The organism is Halolamina pelagica (genome assembly GCF_001307315.1).
In the GTDB taxonomy this organism is placed as follows: Archaea; Halobacteriota; Halobacteria; order Halobacteriales; family Haloferacaceae; genus Halolamina; species Halolamina pelagica_B.
In genome coordinates, this window is the sequence record NZ_LGUC01000001.1 from 473,772 (window position 1) to 491,373 (window position 17,602).

10 protein-coding genes, 2 tRNA genes, 3 rRNA genes and 2 pseudogenes are annotated in these 17,602 nt (G+C 65.3%); 9 read left to right on the forward strand and 8 right to left on the reverse strand.

Going from position 1 to position 17,602, the window contains the following annotated elements; all coding sequences use genetic code 11:
* Nucleotides 1–18 precede the first annotated feature (18 nt).
* Both SY89_RS02530 and SY89_RS02535 read right to left on the reverse strand, forming a co-directional pair.
* Complete coding sequence (locus SY89_RS02530) at nt 19–1,074, reverse strand: quinone-dependent dihydroorotate dehydrogenase (RefSeq protein WP_054583025.1); 1,056 nt, start codon at nt 1,072–1,074, stop codon at nt 19–21.
* A 5-nt stretch (nt 1,075–1,079) separates the two neighbouring features.
* Nucleotides 1,080–1,277: a SymE family type I addiction module toxin gene (locus tag SY89_RS02535; protein WP_053946810.1), complete on the reverse strand. Its 198-nt coding sequence runs from the start codon at nt 1,275–1,277 to the stop codon at nt 1,080–1,082.
* Nucleotides 1,278–1,490: 213 nt separating this feature from the next.
* On the opposite strand from SY89_RS02535, the gene SY89_RS02540 reads away from it, so the two are divergent.
* The 7 genes and pseudogenes from SY89_RS02540 (at nt 1,491) to SY89_RS02570 (ending at nt 10,486) form a co-directional block, all read left to right on the forward strand.
* Entirely contained in the window at nt 1,491–1,796 is a 306-nt protein-coding gene (locus SY89_RS02540; protein ID WP_054583026.1) for a non-histone chromosomal MC1 family protein, read from the forward strand.
* 591 nt (nt 1,797–2,387) lie between these two features.
* Nucleotides 2,388–3,860 (forward strand): 16S ribosomal RNA (locus SY89_RS02545).
* An 89-nt stretch (nt 3,861–3,949) separates the two neighbouring features.
* A tRNA-Ala gene (locus tag SY89_RS02550) sits at nt 3,950–4,021 on the forward strand.
* 212 nt (nt 4,022–4,233) lie between these two features.
* Nucleotides 4,234–7,142, forward strand: a 23S ribosomal RNA gene (locus SY89_RS02555).
* 123 nt (nt 7,143–7,265) lie between these two features.
* Nucleotides 7,266–7,387: ribosomal RNA gene (gene rrf / locus SY89_RS02560) — 5S ribosomal RNA — on the forward strand.
* The 16S, 23S and 5S rRNA genes sit together here with 2 tRNA genes alongside, the layout of an rRNA operon.
* A 166-nt stretch (nt 7,388–7,553) precedes the next feature.
* Nucleotides 7,554–7,629 (forward strand) — tRNA-Cys (locus SY89_RS02565).
* A 285-nt stretch (nt 7,630–7,914) separates the two neighbouring features.
* Nucleotides 7,915–10,486: pseudogene (locus SY89_RS02570) on the forward strand (cation-translocating P-type ATPase).
* 45 nt (nt 10,487–10,531) lie between these two features.
* On the opposite strand, the gene SY89_RS02575 reads toward SY89_RS02570, so the two are convergent.
* A complete protein-coding gene (locus tag SY89_RS02575) occupies nt 10,532–10,981 on the reverse strand; it encodes a universal stress protein (protein WP_054583027.1) in 450 nt (149 codons plus the stop codon).
* A gap of 107 nt (nt 10,982–11,088) precedes the next feature.
* Between SY89_RS02575 and SY89_RS02580 the strand changes: the two genes are divergently transcribed.
* Nucleotides 11,089–11,556: a hypothetical protein gene (locus SY89_RS02580; protein WP_054583028.1), complete on the forward strand. Its 468-nt coding sequence runs from the start codon at nt 11,089–11,091 to the stop codon at nt 11,554–11,556.
* A 44-nt stretch (nt 11,557–11,600) separates the two neighbouring features.
* Here the strand turns inward: SY89_RS02580 and SY89_RS02585 are convergent, their stop codons facing one another.
* From SY89_RS02585 to SY89_RS02605, 5 genes and pseudogenes are all read right to left on the reverse strand, one after another.
* Nucleotides 11,601–12,035, reverse strand: coding sequence for a CHY zinc finger protein (locus SY89_RS02585; protein ID WP_054583029.1), 435 nt, complete (start codon nt 12,033–12,035; stop codon nt 11,601–11,603).
* Nucleotides 12,036–12,127: 92 nt separating this feature from the next.
* Nucleotides 12,128–12,715, reverse strand: coding sequence for a 2Fe-2S iron-sulfur cluster-binding protein (locus SY89_RS18050; protein WP_054583030.1), 588 nt, complete (start codon nt 12,713–12,715; stop codon nt 12,128–12,130).
* 61 nt (nt 12,716–12,776) lie between these two features.
* On the reverse strand, nt 12,777–14,936 hold the full coding sequence (ligA, locus tag SY89_RS02595) for an NAD-dependent DNA ligase LigA (protein WP_054583031.1): 2,160 nt from the start codon (nt 14,934–14,936) through the stop codon (nt 12,777–12,779).
* Nucleotides 14,937–14,987: 51 nt separating this feature from the next.
* Nucleotides 14,988–15,656, reverse strand: a complete 669-nt coding sequence (locus SY89_RS02600) for an MBL fold metallo-hydrolase (RefSeq protein ID WP_054583032.1) — start codon at nt 15,654–15,656, stop codon at nt 14,988–14,990.
* Nucleotides 15,657–15,726: 70 nt separating this feature from the next.
* Nucleotides 15,727–16,640: pseudogene (locus SY89_RS02605) on the reverse strand (serine/threonine-protein kinase RIO2).
* Between the two features lie 124 nt (nt 16,641–16,764).
* Between SY89_RS02605 and SY89_RS02610 the strand changes: the two are divergent.
* Nucleotides 16,765–17,583, forward strand: coding sequence for a lipoate--protein ligase family protein (locus tag SY89_RS02610; RefSeq protein ID WP_054583033.1), 819 nt, complete (start codon nt 16,765–16,767; stop codon nt 17,581–17,583).
* Nucleotides 17,584–17,602: the final 19 nt, after the last annotated feature.

The following is a 17,602-nucleotide window of genomic DNA, read 5'->3' on the forward strand; positions in this document are numbered from 1 at the left end:
CAGCCCGCGGACGCGTTTCTACAGGTCCGCGCCGACGGCTTCGGAGACGTGGTCGAAGCCGTCGCGGTCGAGCAAGTCCAGCAGCCCTTCGTTGATGTCGCGAGCCAGCGACGGCCCCTCGTAGACGAGCCCGGTGTAGAGCTGGACCACGTCCGCGCCCGCACGGATCTTTCGGTAGGCGCCTTCGGCGTCGCTGACGCCGCCGACGCCGACGACCGGTACGTCGGTACGCTCGGCGACGAAGCCGACGAGGCCAGTCGAGCGCTCCTCGATCGGGTCGCCCGAGAGCCCGCCCGGCTCGGCCTGGTTGGGCGACTGCAGGCTCTCCGGGCGCTCGGTGGTCGTGTTGGTGACGATGACGCCGTCGAGTCCCTTCTCGGCGACGAGGTCGAGGGAGTCCTCGATCGCCGGGCCGGGGAGGTCCGGGGAGAGTTTGACGAGTAGCGGGGCCGCGCCGGCGTCCTGCAGCTCGTCGACGATGGCCGCGAGCGAGTCACGGTTCTGGAGCGAGCGCAGGCCGGGGGTGTTTGGGCTGGAGACATTGATGACGAAGTAGTCGCCCGCGTCCGCGACGGCGTCGTACGTGTAGCGGTAGTCGGCCGGGGCCTCCGAAAGCGGCGTCGACTTCGACTTCCCGATGTTGACGCCGACGGGGACGTGCGGGAGCGCAGTGTCGTCGAGGCGCGCGCCGACGGCGTCGGCGCCCTCGTTGTTGAACCCCATCCGGTTGATCAGGGCGCGATCCGGCTTGAGGCGGAACAGCCGCGGGCGAGCGTTGCCCGGTTGGGCCTCCGCGGTGACGCCCCCGACCTCGACGTGGCCGAACCCGAGCGCGGCGAGCGCGCGCGGGACCCGGGCGTTCTTGTCGAACCCCGCGGCGACGCCGACAGGGGTGGGGAAGCGCAGGCCGAACGCCTCCGTCTTCAGGCGGTCGTCGTCGACCACGTACCGGTCCCGGAGGACGTCTTCGACGGGTGTCCCCTGGACGGCCTCGAGGCCACGGCTCACCACGGTGTGGGCTGTTTCCGCCGGCAGCGCGAACAAGAGCGGTTTCCCGACGGCGTAGAGGTCCATGGTCCTCAGAAATCGTGTTCCACGTCCTCGGCGTCGGCGGACTGGATGATGATTTTGCCGTCGCGGACGCGCACGAACACCTCCTCGCCGATCTCCATGCCGGCGACTTCGAGCTCGTCCTCGTGGAGGTTCACGTGGACGTTGTGGTACTCGCCGTTCTCGTCTTTGGCCCCGCTCGGGCTGAGCTTCTTCTTGCGGACCATCTGGTCTGTCTATCTCCGTTTGGCTTCAGACAGTACTAAAGTGTTTGTCTCCGCCTGCGGCGCGCCCGAGCCTCTATCGGGTGGGCTGATGCTAGTTTTCGAGGATATCTGGAAGAAGCAAAGACGCGAGTATATAAACCTAGCGCTCAGGAGGGTCGTTTGCCCCGATATTTTTATATCGGACCCTGTGCACCACTCCCATGGAGAGAAACCATGGTACGAGAAGACGGTAAGCGAAACTTCGCGCTTCGGGGCGACGATGGCGAGGACAGCGTGTTCTCGGGCAACACTCCGCGACAGGCGGCGCTGAAGGCCGCTCGACGGCTCGAGCCGGCTGGCTCCGAGAGTGCTGCCGAGCGCGTCCCGATCGAGCTTCGGGAGAAGGGGACCGACAAGGTGCACATCTACGAGGGATGGGCTTGGGAAGAGGAAGCGCCAGAGAACAAACCCGACTGGATGCCCCAGGTCATCACCGAGGCGAACGTCTCCAAGCAGGGGATCGAGCACCTCGACGAGTAGACAGCGGCCGTCGCCGTCTGTCGCTCCGACAGGTGTATCACTTCCCGCGTCGGATCGAACCGATGCGTGGTACCACGCGGCCCGACCCTGAGTACGAGCGTGGGATGACTGGCCGCCCTCCTGCCGCGCCGTATCTTCCAGTTGCGAGCCGCTGCGCCGTCGACGCCCCGTCCGTGTGAACGCGACGCGTGAAACCGCATGACGTAGCGTCGATACTCCGACGGGGTTAAGTACTTACCTCCCATCGAATGAAATGCGAAGGTCGCCGGGGCGGTCGCCCCCGGTGACACCCGGACTCGCTCGGTGCGAGCCCGGTACGATCCGACGCCCTTAAGTGAATACGGGCGTTCGGTTGGAATACGCAGAGGGCAGCGGGGTTCACACGGGGTCGTCCCGGTTCTCCGCTGTCTGCGACGAATGAGGATACCGCCCCCGTGGTCCGCCGCAGGACGGTATCTGATGTGAGCCTTGGTAGTTCGGTGTCCCCCGGTTCGGCCGGCGGGCAGCGAACGGTAACCGATACGCAAGACCAGATGGTAACGATCACGTACTGTGATCCGACCCGCCACCCACGTGCAGACGCACGTACACATTCCGGTTGATCCTGCCGGAGGTCATTGCTATCGGGGTCCGATTTAGCCATGCTAGTTGTGCGGGTTTAGACCCGCGGCGTATAGCTCAGTAACACGTGGCCAAACTACCCTACAGACAGGAACAACCTCGGGAAACTGAGGCTAACACCTGATACGCGTTGACTGTTTGAACACGTCGACGCTCAAACGCTCCGGCGCTGTAGGATGTGGCTGCGGCCGATTAGGTAGACGGTGGGGTAACGGCCCACCGTGCCGATAATCGGTACGGGTTGTGAGAGCAAGAGCCCGGAGACGGAATCTGAGACAAGATTCCGGGCCCTACGGGGCGCAGCAGGCGCGAAACCTTTACACTGCACGCCAGTGCGATAAGGGGACCCCGAGTGAAAGGGCATATCGCCCTTTCTTTTCTGAACCGTAGGGAGGTTCAGGAACAAGAGCTGGGCAAGACCGGTGCCAGCCGCCGCGGTAATACCGGCAGCTCAAGTGATGACCGATTTTATTGGGCCTAAAGCGTCCGTAGCTGGCCGAGCAAGTTCGTCGGGAAATCCACCCGCTTAACGGGTGGGCGTCCGGCGAAAACTGTTCGGCTTGGGACAGGAAGGCTCGAGGGGTACGTTCGGGGTAGGAGTGAAATCCCGTAATCCTGAACGGACCACCGATGGCGAAAGCACCTCGAGAGGACTGATCCGACAGTGAGGGACGAAAGCTGGGGTCTCGAACCGGATTAGATACCCGGGTAGTCCCAGCCGTAAACGATGTTCGCTAGGTGTGACACTCACTACGAGTGAGTGTTGTGCCGCAGGGAAGCCGCTAAGCGAACCGCCTGGGAAGTACGTCCGCAAGGATGAAACTTAAAGGAATTGGCGGGGGAGCACTACAACCGGAGGAGCCTGCGGTTTAATTGGACTCAACGCCGGTAACCTTACCAGCCCCGACTACGGTGATGACGGTCAGGTTGATGACCTCACCACGATGCCGTAGAGAGGTGGTGCATGGCCGCCGTCAGCTCGTACCGTGAGGCGTCCTGTTAAGTCAGGCAACGAGCGAGACCCGCACTCTTAATTGCCAGCATGTCCCTTGAGGATGATGGGTACATTAGGAGGACTGCCGCCGCCAAGGCGGAGGAAGGAACGGGCAACGGTAGGTCAGTATGCCCCGAATGGGCTGGGCAACACGCGGGCTACAATGGCCGAGACAATGGGTTCCAACCCCGAGAGGGAGCGGTAATCTCAGAAACTCGGTCGTAGTTCGGATTGCGGACTGCAACTCGTCCGCATGAAGCTGGATTCGGTAGTAATCGCATTCCAGGAGAGTGCGGTGAATACGTCCCTGCTCCTTGCACACACCGCCCGTCAAAGCACCCGAGTGGGGTCCGGATGAGGCCTGTTCAACAGGTCGAATCTGGGCTCCGCAAGGGGGCTTAAGTCGTAACAAGGTAGCCGTAGGGGAATCTGCGGCTGGATCACCTCCACAGACCGGGATCTGCCTTCGGGCAGACCCACCTTTCACGTTCGGTGCCACCGGTTCGACCGGGCACCTTAGAACTACCAAGGCTCCATAGGGCTCGTAGCTCAGTGGGAGAGTGCCTCCTTTGCAAGGAGGATGCCCGGGGTTCGAATCCCCGCGAGTCCATGTCGGATAGAAGGAAACCGGACGGCTTATACGCCCGACGGAAGTACGATGGAATCCAGACCGACCGATGCACCAGACCGCGAGAGCGCGTCTGGGAAGGGTCCGATGTACGCTCCCGTGACACCCACGGGACGTGCAATGACGACCGTGTGTAAGCGTAGTCCAGGCACCCACTGGACCCGTTCAACGGGTTGCAGTGGAACGACGATTACCGACAGACGGCTACTATGCCGGCTGATGGATTGCTCGGCTCGAGTGCCGAAGACGGACGTGCCAAGCTGCGATAAGCCTCAGGGAGCTGCATGGAAGCTAAGAACTGAGGATCTCCGAATGGGAATCCCTCTACAATTGCTTTGCGCAATAGGGAACGTCCTGAATTGAAACATCTTAGTAAGGACAGGAAGAGAAAGCAACTGCGATGTCGTAAGTAACCGCGAGTGAACGCGATACAGCCCAAACCGAATCCGCAAGGAAATGTGGTGTACGGGCTGGCTACCAGCACTCGACAAACTACGAGAAGTCTCTTGGAACAGAGCACGAAACAGGGCGACAGTCCCGTACCGTAGTTCAGTAGAGTGTGCGCCAGACCCAGAGTAGCGGGGTTGGATATCCCTCGTGAATGTCGCGGGCATCGACCGCGAAGGCTAAACACTCCTCGAGACCGATAGCGAACAAGTAGCGTGAGCGAACGCTGAAAAGCACCCCGAGAAGGGCGGTGCAATAGGGCATGAAACCAGTCGGCGATAGAGCGACGGGGCTTGAAAGGCCTCTTTCAAAACGATCGAAGCGCGAGCTTCCAGTAGGACGAAAGAGGAGCCGAAGTTCCGTCGTACGTTTTGAAAAACGAACTAGGGAGTGTATCTCTTTGGCGAGTCTAACCTGATTATCAGGGAAGGCGCAGGGAAACCGATAGGGGCGCAGCATTGCCAGGCCCACCGTGTTCAAGCGCGGGGAGTCGAAGGGATACGACCCGGAACCGAGTGATCTACTCTGGAGCAGGGTGAAGCGTGGCGAAAGCCACGTGGAGGCCCGTTAGGGTTGGTGTCCTACAATACCCTCCCGTGACTCGAGAGTAGGGGTGAAAGGCCCATCGAACTCGGCAACAGCTGGTTCCAACCGAAACATGTCGAAGCATGACCTCATCCGAGGTAGTTTGCGCGGTAGAGCGACCGATTGAGAGACCCGCCTCCGAGAGGAGTCGGCCTCTCTGTCGAACTCCGAACGTGCAAACGCCGTGGACGATGGGAGTCCGGTGCCCGGGGTAAGCTTGGGTACCATGAGGGGAACAACCCAGAGCTGGGTTAAGGTCCCAAAGTGTGGATTAAGTGCGATTTGAAGGTTGTCTCGAGCCCTAAACAGCCGGGAGGTGAGCTTAGAAGCAGCTACCCTCCAAGAAAAGCGTAACAGCTTACCGGCCGAGGTTCGAGGCGCCGAAAATGATCGGGGCTCAAATCCACCACCGAGACCTAGCGGCGCTAGTAAGATAGCGACCCAGTAGGTTGGCATTCTGGACGGATGGAAGCACGGGTGAGAACTCGCGTGGACCGTCTAGTAACGAAAATCCTAGTCATAGTAGCAGCGAAAGTCGGGTGTGAACCCCGACGGCCAGAAGAGTAAGGGTTCCTTGGCACTGTCAATCAGCCAAGGGTTAGTCGATCCTAAGGTCCCTCGTAACTCGCAGGGATCGAAAGGGCAGCTGGTTAATATTCCAGCACCATCGTGCAGTGAAACCGACGCTTCCGGAACCATCGAGCCGGGCTTTCGCCCGGTCGAATCGAGGAAGCTCGTGGACGCCGTAACGGCAAGAAGCGAGCGAATCTCGAGATAGTGTAAGTCGATGTTACCAGGAGCCCGTGAAAAGGGAGCACGATGTCCGTACCGAGATCCGACACAGGTACTCTGCCAGCGCAAGGCACGGCCTGTCGGGAGAACCGACGTTAGGGAATTCGGCAAGTTAGTTCCGTACGTTCGCAATAAGGAATGCCTGCCCCAGGCGGGGCAGGTCGCAGTGTCTTGGGCGCTCCGACTGTCTAGTAACAACACAGGTGACCGCAAATCCGCAAGGACTCGTACGGTCACTGAATCCTGCCCAGTGCGGGTATCTGAACACCTCGTACAAGAGGACGAAGGACCCGTCAACGGCGGGGTAACTATGACCCTCTTAAGGTAGCGTAGTACCTTGCCGCTTCAGTAGCGGCTTGCATGAATGGATCAACGAGAGCGCCACTGTCCCAACGTTGGACCCGGTGAACTGTACGTTCCAGTGCGGAGTCTGGAGACCCCCAAGGGGAAGCGAAGACCCTATAGAGCTTTACTGCAGGCTGTCGCTGAGACGTGGTCGCTAATGTGCAGCATAGGTAGGAGGCGTTACACAGGTACCCGCGCTAGCGGGCCACCGAGCCATCAGTGAAATACTACCCGTTAGTGACTGCGACTCTCACTCCTGGCGGAGGACACCGGTAGCCGGGCAGTTTGACTGGGGCGGTACGCGCTCGAAAAGATATCGAGCGCGCCCCAAGATTTCCTCACTCGGGTCGGGAACCCGAGGAAGAGCGCAAGAGCAAACGGAAGTCTGACAGTGTCATTCCCAACGAGTGACGCTGACGCGAAAGCGTGGTTTAGCGAACCAACCATGGTCCTTGATGGGCCAGGTTGCTGACAGAAAAGCTACCTTAGGGATAACAGAGTCGTCACGCGCAAGAGCACATATCGACCGCGTGGCTTGCTACCTCGATGTCGGTTCCCTCCATCCTGCCCGTGCAGAAGCGGGCAAGGGTGAGGTTGTTCGCCTATTAAAGGAGGTCGTGAGCTGGGTTTAGACCGTCGTGAGACAGGTCGGCTGCTATCTATTGGGGGTGTTATGGTACTTGACGAGAACGATCGTATAGTACGAGAGGAACTACGATTGGATGCCACTGGTGTACCGGTTGTTCGAGAGAGCATTGCCGGGCAGCCACGCATCACGGGGTAAGAGCTGAACGCATCTAAGCTCGAAACCCACTCGGAAACGAAGTACCGTTGAGGACACTCGTAGAAGAGGAGTTAGATAGACTCGGGATGTACGCGCCAAGGCAACGAGGCGTTGAGTCCGCGAGCACTAACAGTCCGAAGCCATCATTCATCCGGTAATCTCTCTGCACTGCACCCGTTTTACGGGTCCAGGTGCGAACTGGACTACGCTTACATTACGGTCGTGGACCCGACCGAGCTTGGTATGATCGCGGTTCGATTCCGCGACTCGGCGTGAGACGGCCAGAGTGGTGAGGTAACACCCGTACCCATCCCGAACACGGAAGTTAAGCTCACCTACGTGTGAGCGAGTACTGGCGTGGGCGACCCGCTGGGAAAGTTGACTCGCCGTCTCTTCCATTCATTGCGGTCATTTCGTGTCGGCGAGCGGGACGCTTCGCGTTCGTCCACACTCCATTCATCGACGTTTGAGCGACCGCGCTCGCAGTCGTTCGTCACTCCCGACGAGCGAAAGCGCCCGATACGGTACGCTTAAACGACTGAGTCTACAACTGGAGAGTGCGCCAAGGTGGCAGAGTCCGGCCTAACGCAGCGGCCTGCAGAGCCGCCCATCGCCGGTTCAAATCCGGCCCTTGGCTCTTTCCTGCGACGCGAGATCGAACAGCGACGGCGCCGTAAACAGCCGTAGCGCAGCCCCGATACGGACCGACCTACCCGTTTCGGGTCCAGAACCGGCCCACGAGACGTTGACGAGCGCCCGAAGTCGAGCGATCCTGTCCACGACGAAGCGATCCCCTGAGCGACAGCTCCGCGAACCCACCGGTGGTCGGGCAGAACCACCCAATCGAAGGTACCAGCGGTTCGCCGGCGGGTAGTACCCGCCCCCAGACAACTCCAAGTGTGCGGAGTGTGAACAGTCGGTGATGACCGACAGTCCGCACAGCCGTTCGGCCGAGGCGGTGCTGGCGGACTACGACGTTTCTCCCGAGGGACTCACGTCCGCGGAGGCCCAGCGACGGCTTGCGGAGTACGGCGAGAACGAGGTCGTTCAGACCAGCGACCGGACGCCGCTTGCGATCTTTCTCGCGCAGTTCGACAGCGTGCTCATCTGGGTGCTGCTGGCGGCGGCCGCGCTCTCGGCCTGGGCCGGCCACACCGTGGATACGGTTCTCATCGTCGTCATCGTCGTCGTGAACGGCATCTTCGGGTTCGTGCAGGACTACCGCGCCGAGCAGAGCCTCGAGGCGCTCCGTGAGCTGGCTGCGCCGACGGCGACCGTCCGGCGGGACGGAACGACCGTCGAAGCCGACGCGACCGAACTGGTCCCGGGTGACGTGATCGAACTGGAAAGCGGGAACGTCGTCCCGGCGGACGGCCGACTGCTCGAGGACACCGACCTCGAAGTCGACGAAGCGGCGCTCACCGGCGAGAGCGCCCCGGTGTCCAAGTCGCCGGATCCCGTCGCCCCAGAGACGCCGCTCGCCGACCGCGACTGTATGGTGTTCAACAGTACGAACGTCACGCGTGGCAGGGGCGTCGTCGTCCTCACCGCGACCGGGATGGACACTGCGGTCGGATCGATCGCGCGAGAGCTCGCGGCGACCGAGGAGACGCGGACGCCGCTGCAGGCCGAACTCGACGAACTCGGCCGTCGGCTCGGGGTCGGCGTGGCCGTCCTCGCCGCGCTCGTGATCCCGCTGTTGCTCGTGCAGGGCACACCCGCGGTCGAAGCGGGGCTCACAGCGGTGTCGCTGGCCGTCGCGGCGATCCCCGAGGGGTTGCCGGCAGTGGTGACGCTGACGCTCGCACTCGGGGTCCGGACGATGGCGGCGGAGAACGCGCTCGTTCGCCGGCTCCCTGCCGTCGAGGCGCTCGGGTCGGTCGACGTGATCTGCACCGACAAGACCGGGACGCTCACCGAAGGGCAGATGTCGGTCAGCAGGATCTGGGTGCACGATACGGTCGTCGACCCCGGCGACGAGCCGCCGTCCGACCGGGTCGACCTCCTGCTACGGGCGGGGGCGCTCTGTAACGACGCGACCGCCGAGACGGGCGACCCGACCGAGCAAGCGCTGGTCGACGCGGCCGAAACCCACGGGATCGACGTTGGGGCGCTCCGCGAGTCGCAGCCTCGGACCGACGAGGTCCCGTTCTCTTCCGACCGCAAGTGGATGGGCACCGTCCACGGCGACGTGGGGTACGTCAAAGGGGCCCCGGCGGTCGTCCTCTCGAAGGCCTCTCGCGTGCTCACCGAGGATGGACCGGCCGATCTCGATCCCGGCCTGTGCGAGCGCGTCAACGACCGGGTCGAGGCGTTCGCCGACGACGCGCTCCGCGTGCTCGCGATCGCGTACGCGCCAGACTCGACACGGGTCGCGGACGATCTGGTGTTCGTCGGCCTCGTCGGGATGATCGACCCGGCGCGCCCGGAGGTCGCGGACGCGCTCGCGGCGACCGACCGAGCCGGGATCGACGTGAAGATGATCACCGGCGACAACGTCCGCACGGCCGCCGCGATCGCGGAGACACTCGGTATGGGGCGGGCGGTGATGGAAGGACGCGAACTCGACACGCTGGACGACGATGAACTGCGTGAACGGGTCGAAGCCGTCGACGTGTTCGCCCGTACCGCCCCCGAACACAAGGTGCGCATCCTGCAGGCGCTCAAGGACACCGGCCACGTCGTCGCGATGACTGGCGACGGCGTCAACGACGCGCCGGCGTTGAAGAACGCGGACGTGGGCGTCGCCATGGGGCGCCGCGGGACGGACGTGGCCAAACACGCCAGCGACGTCGTGCTGCTCGACGACAACTACGCGACCATCGAGCGGGCGGTCGAGCGCGGGCGGGCCATCTTCGACAACCTCTGGAAGTTCGTCGCCTTCCTGCTCAGCGCGAACCTGGCAGAGGTCGCGCTCGTGTTCCTGGCCTCGCTGTACGGCTACCTCGTGCTCCCGGCGGTCCAACTGCTGTGGATCAACCTCCTCACCGACGGGCTGCCCGCGCTGGCGCTGGGTGCGGACCCAAAATCCGGCGACGTGATGGAGCGGCCGCCGCGTGACCCCGACGGGGGATCGTCGATCGGTCCATGCTCGGCTTCGTCGGCGGGGCCGGGGCGATCACTACCGTCCTCATGCTCGGGCTGCTGTTCTACGCGCTCGACGGCGCGGCCGCGATGACGCCGTACGCGATGACGATGGTGTTCACGGGCTTCGTCGTCCTCGAGTTCGAGAAGCTGTACGTCGTCCGGTGGCTCCGCGAGACACCGACGCGCTCGAACCGCTGGCTCGCGCTCGCAGTCGGCGGGTCCGTGGCGCTCCAGCTCGCCGTGTTGTACACGCCGCTGAAACAGTACTTCGGGACGGTCTCGCTCGGCCTCGCTGACTGGGGGTCATCGCCACCGTGCTCGCGATCGGACTCCCCGGCTATCTCGCGGTCGTGTACGCGATCCGCCGGTACCTCCCCCGGAGCGACCACGCCGAGCGGGACGGCTGAGCCCGGGGGAGATCGCGCTTCTGGTCGGCGGATTACGCGACGGCGCTACGACTCCACGTCGGTTTTCACGACCAGCGCGGGCCGACTCGTCAGGCGGAGCACGCGATCGGTGACGCTTCCGAGCAGCGCGCGGTACTCGTCGGGACGGCGTTTCGTCCCGAGCACGAGCAGGTCGGCGTCCTCGTCGTCGGCGTAGTCGACGATCGCGTCCGAGGGGCGGCCGTGCCGCATCGCGTCGACGACGTCGACCCCCGCGTCGTTCGCGCGGGCTCGCAGATCCGCGATCGTCTCTTCCCCGTGTTCCTCGAGTCCGTGTTCCGGGCCTTCGGCCTCGTCGACGTACTCGTCGCCGCTGTAGGCGTTGTAGACGTTCTCGTCGACCACGTACAGGACGTGGAGCTCGGCGTCGTGGGCCGCAGCGAGATCGAGCGCGTGGGATTCGGCGTCGGTGGAGGCGGCGGTACCGTCGGTCGACAGCAGGATCCGATCGTACATTCGTCAGGATATCGGGGTGGCAGCTACAAAAATCACCACGACGACCACCGCGGTGAGTGTTTTCGAAAGAGGAACCGTTTTTACGTCGGGTGTACCACCAACAGAACATGCAACGACGCGCTGTGGCAGTCGCCGCCGCTCTCTTCCTGGTCGTGGGGGCACTGTCGCTCGGACTGGTCCTCACTGGCGAGGCGCCGGCGTTCGACGCGGGGGCCGACAACGTGTATCAGGCGGGTGACGAGTTCACCGTCGATGGCCAGACGTACACCGTTGCCGCAGTCGAGGCCACCGAGGAAAGCGGCGGCGGCCACGGTGGCGGCGGCGGCACGACGTACGAGGCGACCATCGAGTGGGATACCGAGAACGGCACCCAGAGCGCGACGGTCAGCCAGCACGGCAACGTCACGCTCTCGGGGCAGACGTTCTTCGCCCACTTCAACTCGGGCGAGGAGGTCGTCATCTCCTCGAACTTCGAGACGCTGCGGGAGTACAACACCGAGACAGCGCAGTTCGAGGAGCACACTAACGGGCTCTGGGGGTCTCGATCCTCACCGGCCTCGTGGGCATGCTCATGATCGGGATGGCCTACCTGCCGTCGCGGTACTGAACGCGACCCTTCTCACTCCGCCGTTTCGACCAGTTCGCTCGTGAAGTAGCGATCGTAGTGGCGACGACAGCCGGGGTTGAACGCGGCCCGACAGTTCGGACACCGGTCGTCGCAGTCGAGGTACTCGGCGACGGTCAACACGCTGCCACAGCTCCCACAGAGCACTGCGTTCGCGTCCTCGCCGACTGCTCGGTCCGCCGAGCCTACGTCTTCACCGACCGTTCGGTCCGGCGAGCCCTCACCGACTGCTCCTTCCGGCGACCCCGACACCTCTCCCCACCGTTCGGGCTCGTGATCCGCCGCCGCAAGGTGACACTCGTAGCAGGGGTAGAACGTCCCACAGCACGGGAACCGGATCGCGATCACGTCGCGTTCGCTGTCGTAGTGGCGACACCGCGTCTCCGGGCCGACATCGACGCCCCGGACCGCGTGGCCGTGAACCTCCATACGTCGGCTACGGACGCCCGGGGCAAGGGCGTGACGGCGACCGACGCGTCGCTGGCGGGCGTCGAAACTGGCTGAAAAAGCGGTGCCGTCCGTTAGGGTGCTTCGCCCGTCTCGAGGGTGAAGTCGTCACGCGGGTAGGCGACGCAGGTCAGCGTGTACCCCTCGTCGATCTCGTCGCCGGAGAGCATCTCCTGGTTGTCGTGTTCGACGAAGTCCTCGCTCGGACCGTCGGTGATGTGGCCCGCACAGGAGACACACTGGCCCTGCCGGCAGGCGTAGGGCAGGTCGAATCCTTCGTCCTCGCCGGAGTCGAGGATGGGCTGGTTGTTCGGGAGTTCGACGGTCTCGCCCTGCTTGGCGAACTCCACCTCGAAGTACTCCACCTCGTCCTCGGGGATGTCGCCCGGGCCGGAGCCGCCCTGGGTGGTTTCGCCTTCGAGTTCACCCTCCTCGGCGGCCTCCCCGCCGACCGCGGCCGCGGGCGCGGCGCCGCCGCCACCGATCGATCGGTTGTACGGCTCCGGGAAGTCCGTCTCGGGCACGCTCGCGGCCCGGCGTTCGAGCACCTCCTCGGAGATATCCGGGGCGGACTCCCACTCCGTTCCACGAACGTAGTGGAAAACCGCGATTGCCCCGCTGAGGACGACGGCGAGACCCAGCGCGGTCGTGTTCACAGCCATATTCCGAACATTGAGTGCCCGGGTTAAGGTGGTTGTGATTCCGCGCGTCGGCTGCCGCCGTTCACTCGGGTGGATACTCGATCCCGTGCTCGTCGAGCAGCGCCGCGAACTCGTCCTCGTCGACGACGGGGACCCCCTCCGCGTCGGCGTCCTCGCGTTTGGTCTGCCCCGGATCGTCGCCGACGACGAGGTAGTCCGTGTTGCCCGACACCGACCCTGTCGCGTTCGCGCCGTGGCGCTCCACCAGCGACTGGGCGGCGTCGCGCGTGACCGAGAGCGAGCCCGTGAACACGAACGTCAGTCCGTCGAGTTCGTCGCCCGCAGCCGTCGACGCCGGCGGCTCGGGCTCGACGCCGGCGGCGCGAAGGCGCTCGATCACCCGGCGGTTGCGATCGTTGTCGAAGAACTCCGCGACGTGGCCGGCGACCGTGGGTCCGAACCCTTCGACCTCGCGGATCGCCGCTTCGTCGGCCGCGAGCAGCGCGTCGACGCTGCCGAAGGCCGCCGCGAGGTCGGCGGCCATCGTCGGGCCGACGCCCGGAATCCCCAGCGCGGCCAGGAACTCCCCGAGCGACGGCGACTTCGAGGCCTCGATCTCCGCCCGGAGCTTCTCGGCGCTTCGCTCGCCCCACCCCTCGAGTTCGGCGAGTTCGGTGGCGTCGATCTCGTAGAGGTCGGCGATCGAGTCCTCGATCAACCCTTCGTCGACCAACTGCCCGGCCGCCTCCTCGCCTAGCCCCTCGATGTCCAGCCCGCTGTCGCCGGCGTAGTGCTCGACCGCCCGCTTGAGCTGGGCCGGACAGGAGAGCCCGCCCGTACAGAACCGCAGCGGGCCGTCGGCCTCCACGTCGCTGCCACAGACGGGGCAGGTGTCGGGCAGTTCGAAGTACCCCTCGGCGTTGTTCTCCACGACCTCCGAGACGTACGGGATCACGTCGCCGGCACGTTCGATTTTCACCACGTCGCCCACGTCGACCCCAAGCTCGGCGATCTCGGACTGATTGTGCAGGCTCGCTCGCGACACCGTCACCCCGCCCACGTCGACGGGATCCAGCAGCGCAACCGGGGTGAGCCGGCCGGTCCGGCCCACCTGCACCACGATGTCGGCGATGCGGGTCTGCTCCGTCCGGGCGGGGAACTTGTACGCGTACGCCCAGCGGTAGTGCCGCGCGGTGGTTCCGAGCCGCCGACACTGCTCGCGATCGTTCACTTTCAGCACCGTGCCGTCGATCTCGTAGTCGAGCTCCTCCCGGACCGTTTGCAGCTCGTCACGGAACGCGATCGCGCCGTCGACCTCGTCGACGAGGTCGTGGCGATCGTTGACCGGCAGCCCCCACTCGGGGAGCTGCTGGTGTTCGTCCCAGTGGGTCTCGAGCCCCGCGACCCCGTCGGCGCCGATGGAGGCGGCGTCGGTGTCGGCGTCGGGCCCCATCTCCGCGATCGGCACCACCTCCTCGCTGGCCCAGAGCACGTCGTAGAAGAAACAGTCCAGCGGCCGCTCGGCGGTCACGGAGGGGTCGAGCTGCCGCAAACTCCCCGCGGCGGCGTTTCGCGGGTTGGCGAAGGGGTCGTCCCCGCGCTCGACGCGCTCGCGGTTGTGTTCCTGGAACGCGGAAAGGGGCATGTGGATCTCGCCGCGCACGACGACCACGGCCGGCGGATCGCCCCGGAGTCGCTGGGGGACCGAGGCGATCGTCCGGACGTTCTCGGTCACGTCGTCGCCGGTCTCCCCGTCGCCCCTGGTCGCTGCCCGCTCGTAGCGCCCCTCGACGTAGACGATCTCGATCGAGAGCCCGTCGAACTTGGGCTCACAGACGTAGTCGACCGTGGCGTCGTCGTCGAGTTCCCGCCGCACGCGCCCGTCGAACGCGCGCACGTCCGCGACCTCGCCCGAGGAGTCGATCGAGAGCAGCGGCACCACGAGGTCGACGCTCTCGAGTTCGTCGACCGGCTCGCCGCCGACGCGCCGGGTCGGCGACCCGTCGGTGTCGAGATCGAACGCCGCCTCCAACGCCTCGAGTCGCCGGAACAGCTGATCGTACGCGCGGTCCGAGATGACGGGATCGTTCTCGACGTAGTAGCGGTAGTCGTGATAGCGGATCGCGTCCCGGAGCTGTGCGGCCTGCTCGCGGGCCGCCTCGGCGGCGAGCTCCGCCGTCGGCGCGAACTCGGTGTCCGGATCGCGGACGAACGGATTGTCCGCCGGTGCCTCCTCGGTCATGGCTCCGGCTGGGGCGGGCGGCGGTAAAAAACGGTGGCCGTCGCGTCGGCGCTACTCGCTGTTGGCGATCTCGCGGATTCGCTCGCTGCCCGCGTCGACGTGGCCGCCGTGGAAGCAGACGGTGTGTGACACGTCGAGTTCGCCCAGCAGCGCGACCGACTCCATCGCCTGGTCCATTTCCAGGGTGTGCTGGGCTGCGGGGCCCTGCAGTTCGCCGTCGGCGGCGGTCAGCGCGTCGCCGGCGATGAGCAGCTGCTCCTCGGGCAGGTGGAACGAGGAGTGCCCGCGCGTGTGGCCGAACGTCTCGACCAGCTCGATCGGGCCGGCGAGCGTGCTGAACCCGACGCCGTCGATTAGCTCGACGTCGACGCGAGCCGGCGGGTAGCGCTCGGCGTCGGATTTCTCCGGGAACTCTCGGCCGTCGACGTACGGCGCCTCGGCCCAGTGGGCGAACGTCGGCGCGCCCGTCCGCTCCTGGATCGTCGCGAGCGCGCCCGCGTGGTCGCCGTCGTGGTGGGTGAGGACGACGAACCGCACGTCGTCGAAGCCGAACCCGTGCTCGGCCAGCGCCTCCTCCAGCGCGTCGGCGTGGCCGGGTAGCGTCGTGTCGAACAGGATCAGGCCCGTCTCGGTCTCGACGGCCGTCGGCGTGAACGTCCGTTCGGCGCCGTCGAGTTCGAGCGTCACTGGGAGGCTGTAGACGTGGTCAGTGAGTTCCATGGGCTGGCGTAGGGGCTCCGGGGTCGTAGAACTGACGGCGGCGAGCCGACTGCGGTGCCGGCGGCGGCAGCTACTCCGCCGCGAACGCCGCGACGCTGCCGAACTCCCCGTCGGCGATCGCCGCAGCGAGCGCTCGATACCCCACGTCGTCGGGCATCTCCTGGGGGTACTTCTGCTGGAAGAAGCTCACGACGTTCGTCACGTCGCGTTCGAGGAACTCGTCGGCGTTCTCGTGGTCGGTCGCGACCGCCTGGGGCCAGTCGAAGACGGTGACGCCGCTCTCGGCGACGGCGACGTTGTGCTGACTCATGTCGGCGTGAACGAAGCCGGCGTCGTAGGCGTCGCGCACCTCCCGTAGGACGAGGTCACAGACGCCGACTACCTGCTCGCTCGGGAGCGACGCGCGCTCGAGCTCGACGCCCGCGAACTTCTCCATCAGGATCGCGTGGCGGTTCTGGTCGACGGGCCGGGGACCGACACGTCGGGGTAGAGCTCGGAGAGCACCTCGTGTTCCCGCTCGGCCGCTTTCCGGGCGGTGTAGAACCACGAGACGTGGTTGCGGTCGGCGGTGTACTCCCGCTCCTTGTCGACTTTCCGGAACTCCGTGTAGCCTTCGCGGTGGAACTTCAGCGCCATCGGCTCGTAGGACTGCACCTCGTACACGTCGCTCTCCTTGCCGACGCCCAGCGAGGCGCCCATCCCCTCGATCGTGCCGCGCTCGGAGAACGTCCGCAGCGCGAGGCAGTCGTACCCCTCGAAGGTGAGGCGGTATCCCTCGTACTGGATCGTCTTGCGCTCGATCAGCTCCCGGTCGGCACACCGGTCGATCCGGTAGTCGACCTCCTCGGCAGTCATGTCGGCGTACTCGGGGAGCTTCTCGCGCTGGACCCACTCCGAGAAGCGCATCCCCTGTTCGAGCCCGGAGAGGAGGTAGAAGTCCTCGGGTTCGAGCTCGGCCATCACGCTCGCGACGTTGCCGACCATACCGGTGATGGGTGTTCCGTGCGAAAAAGGGTGCCGCGTTGGCCGTCGCCGCCCGCGCCCGCCTGCGGCCACACGGGAGCGCCCCACCGCAACCGCTTTTCGGCCTGCCCACGCACCACCACCAATGACCGACCACGCCGACCGGGAGTGGCGCCTGATCCGCGAGGAGGCCCGTCCCGGCCCGCTCCAGATGGCGCTGGACGAGGTGGCCGCCGAGACCGCCGCTGCCGGGGGCCCGCGCACGGTCCGCGTCTACCGCTGGGACCCCTCCTGCCTCTCGATGGGGTACGGGCAGGCCGTCGACACCGTCGACTGGGAGCACTGCGAGGCTGCTGGGGTCGACGTGACCCGCCGACAGACCGGCGGCGGCGGCATCTACCACGACAACGAGGGCGACATCGCCTACTCCATCGCCGCGCCCGCGGCCGAACTCCCGGGCGAACTCATCGAGAGCTACCACGAGCTCTGCCCGCCGATCTTGGACGCCTTCGCCCGGCTGGGCGTCGACGCCGACTTCGTCGACGCGGAGCGCCCGCCGATCTATCAGCCGGCCTGCTACCTCCGCGGGCTCCACCCGGCTCACGACGTCGTGAGTGACGGCGGCGCCGGCCGGAAGCTGGCAGGCAACGCCCAGTACCGCCGGAAGGACGCCGTGATCCAGCACGGCTCGATCACGTACGACGCTCGGCCCGAGGCGCACCTCGCGGTGTTCGCGGACCCGGAGGTGAGCCCAGAGGAGTTCTCGGAACGCGTCGCGGGGATCACCGACATCGTCGACGCCAGCCGCGCGGAAGCTGTCGACGCCTTCGAGACGGCGCTCCAGGAGTGGGCCGACGCCGAGGAGGGGTCGTGGACCGACGCGGAACTCGGTCGCGCCGAGGAGATCGCCGACGCGAAGTACCGTCGCGACGCCTGGGTCAGGGAGCGCGACGCTGAGCGGTAGTTTCGGCGACCCGACCTTT

Excerpts from the sequence above, each read along its gene's own strand:
- SY89_RS02530 (WP_054583025.1), bottom strand. The coding sequence starts at position 1,074 with ATGGACCTCTACGCCGTCGGGAAACCGCTCTTGTTCGCGCTGCCGGCG.
- SY89_RS02535 (WP_053946810.1), bottom strand. The coding sequence starts at position 1,277 with ATGGTCCGCAAGAAGAAGCTCAGCCCGAGCGGGGCCAAAGACGAGAAC.
- SY89_RS02540 (WP_054583026.1), top strand. The coding sequence starts at position 1,491 with ATGGTACGAGAAGACGGTAAGCGAAACTTCGCGCTTCGGGGCGACGAT.
- SY89_RS02575 (WP_054583027.1), bottom strand. The coding sequence starts at position 10,981 with ATGTACGATCGGATCCTGCTGTCGACCGACGGTACCGCCGCCTCCACC.
- SY89_RS02580 (WP_054583028.1), top strand. The coding sequence starts at position 11,089 with ATGCAACGACGCGCTGTGGCAGTCGCCGCCGCTCTCTTCCTGGTCGTG.
- SY89_RS02585 (WP_054583029.1), bottom strand. The coding sequence starts at position 12,035 with ATGGAGGTTCACGGCCACGCGGTCCGGGGCGTCGATGTCGGCCCGGAG.
- SY89_RS18050 (WP_054583030.1), bottom strand. The coding sequence starts at position 12,715 with ATGGCTGTGAACACGACCGCGCTGGGTCTCGCCGTCGTCCTCAGCGGG.
- ligA (WP_054583031.1), bottom strand. The coding sequence starts at position 14,936 with ATGACCGAGGAGGCACCGGCGGACAATCCGTTCGTCCGCGATCCGGAC.
- SY89_RS02600 (WP_054583032.1), bottom strand. The coding sequence starts at position 15,656 with ATGGAACTCACTGACCACGTCTACAGCCTCCCAGTGACGCTCGAACTC.
- SY89_RS02610 (WP_054583033.1), top strand. The coding sequence starts at position 16,765 with ATGACCGACCACGCCGACCGGGAGTGGCGCCTGATCCGCGAGGAGGCC.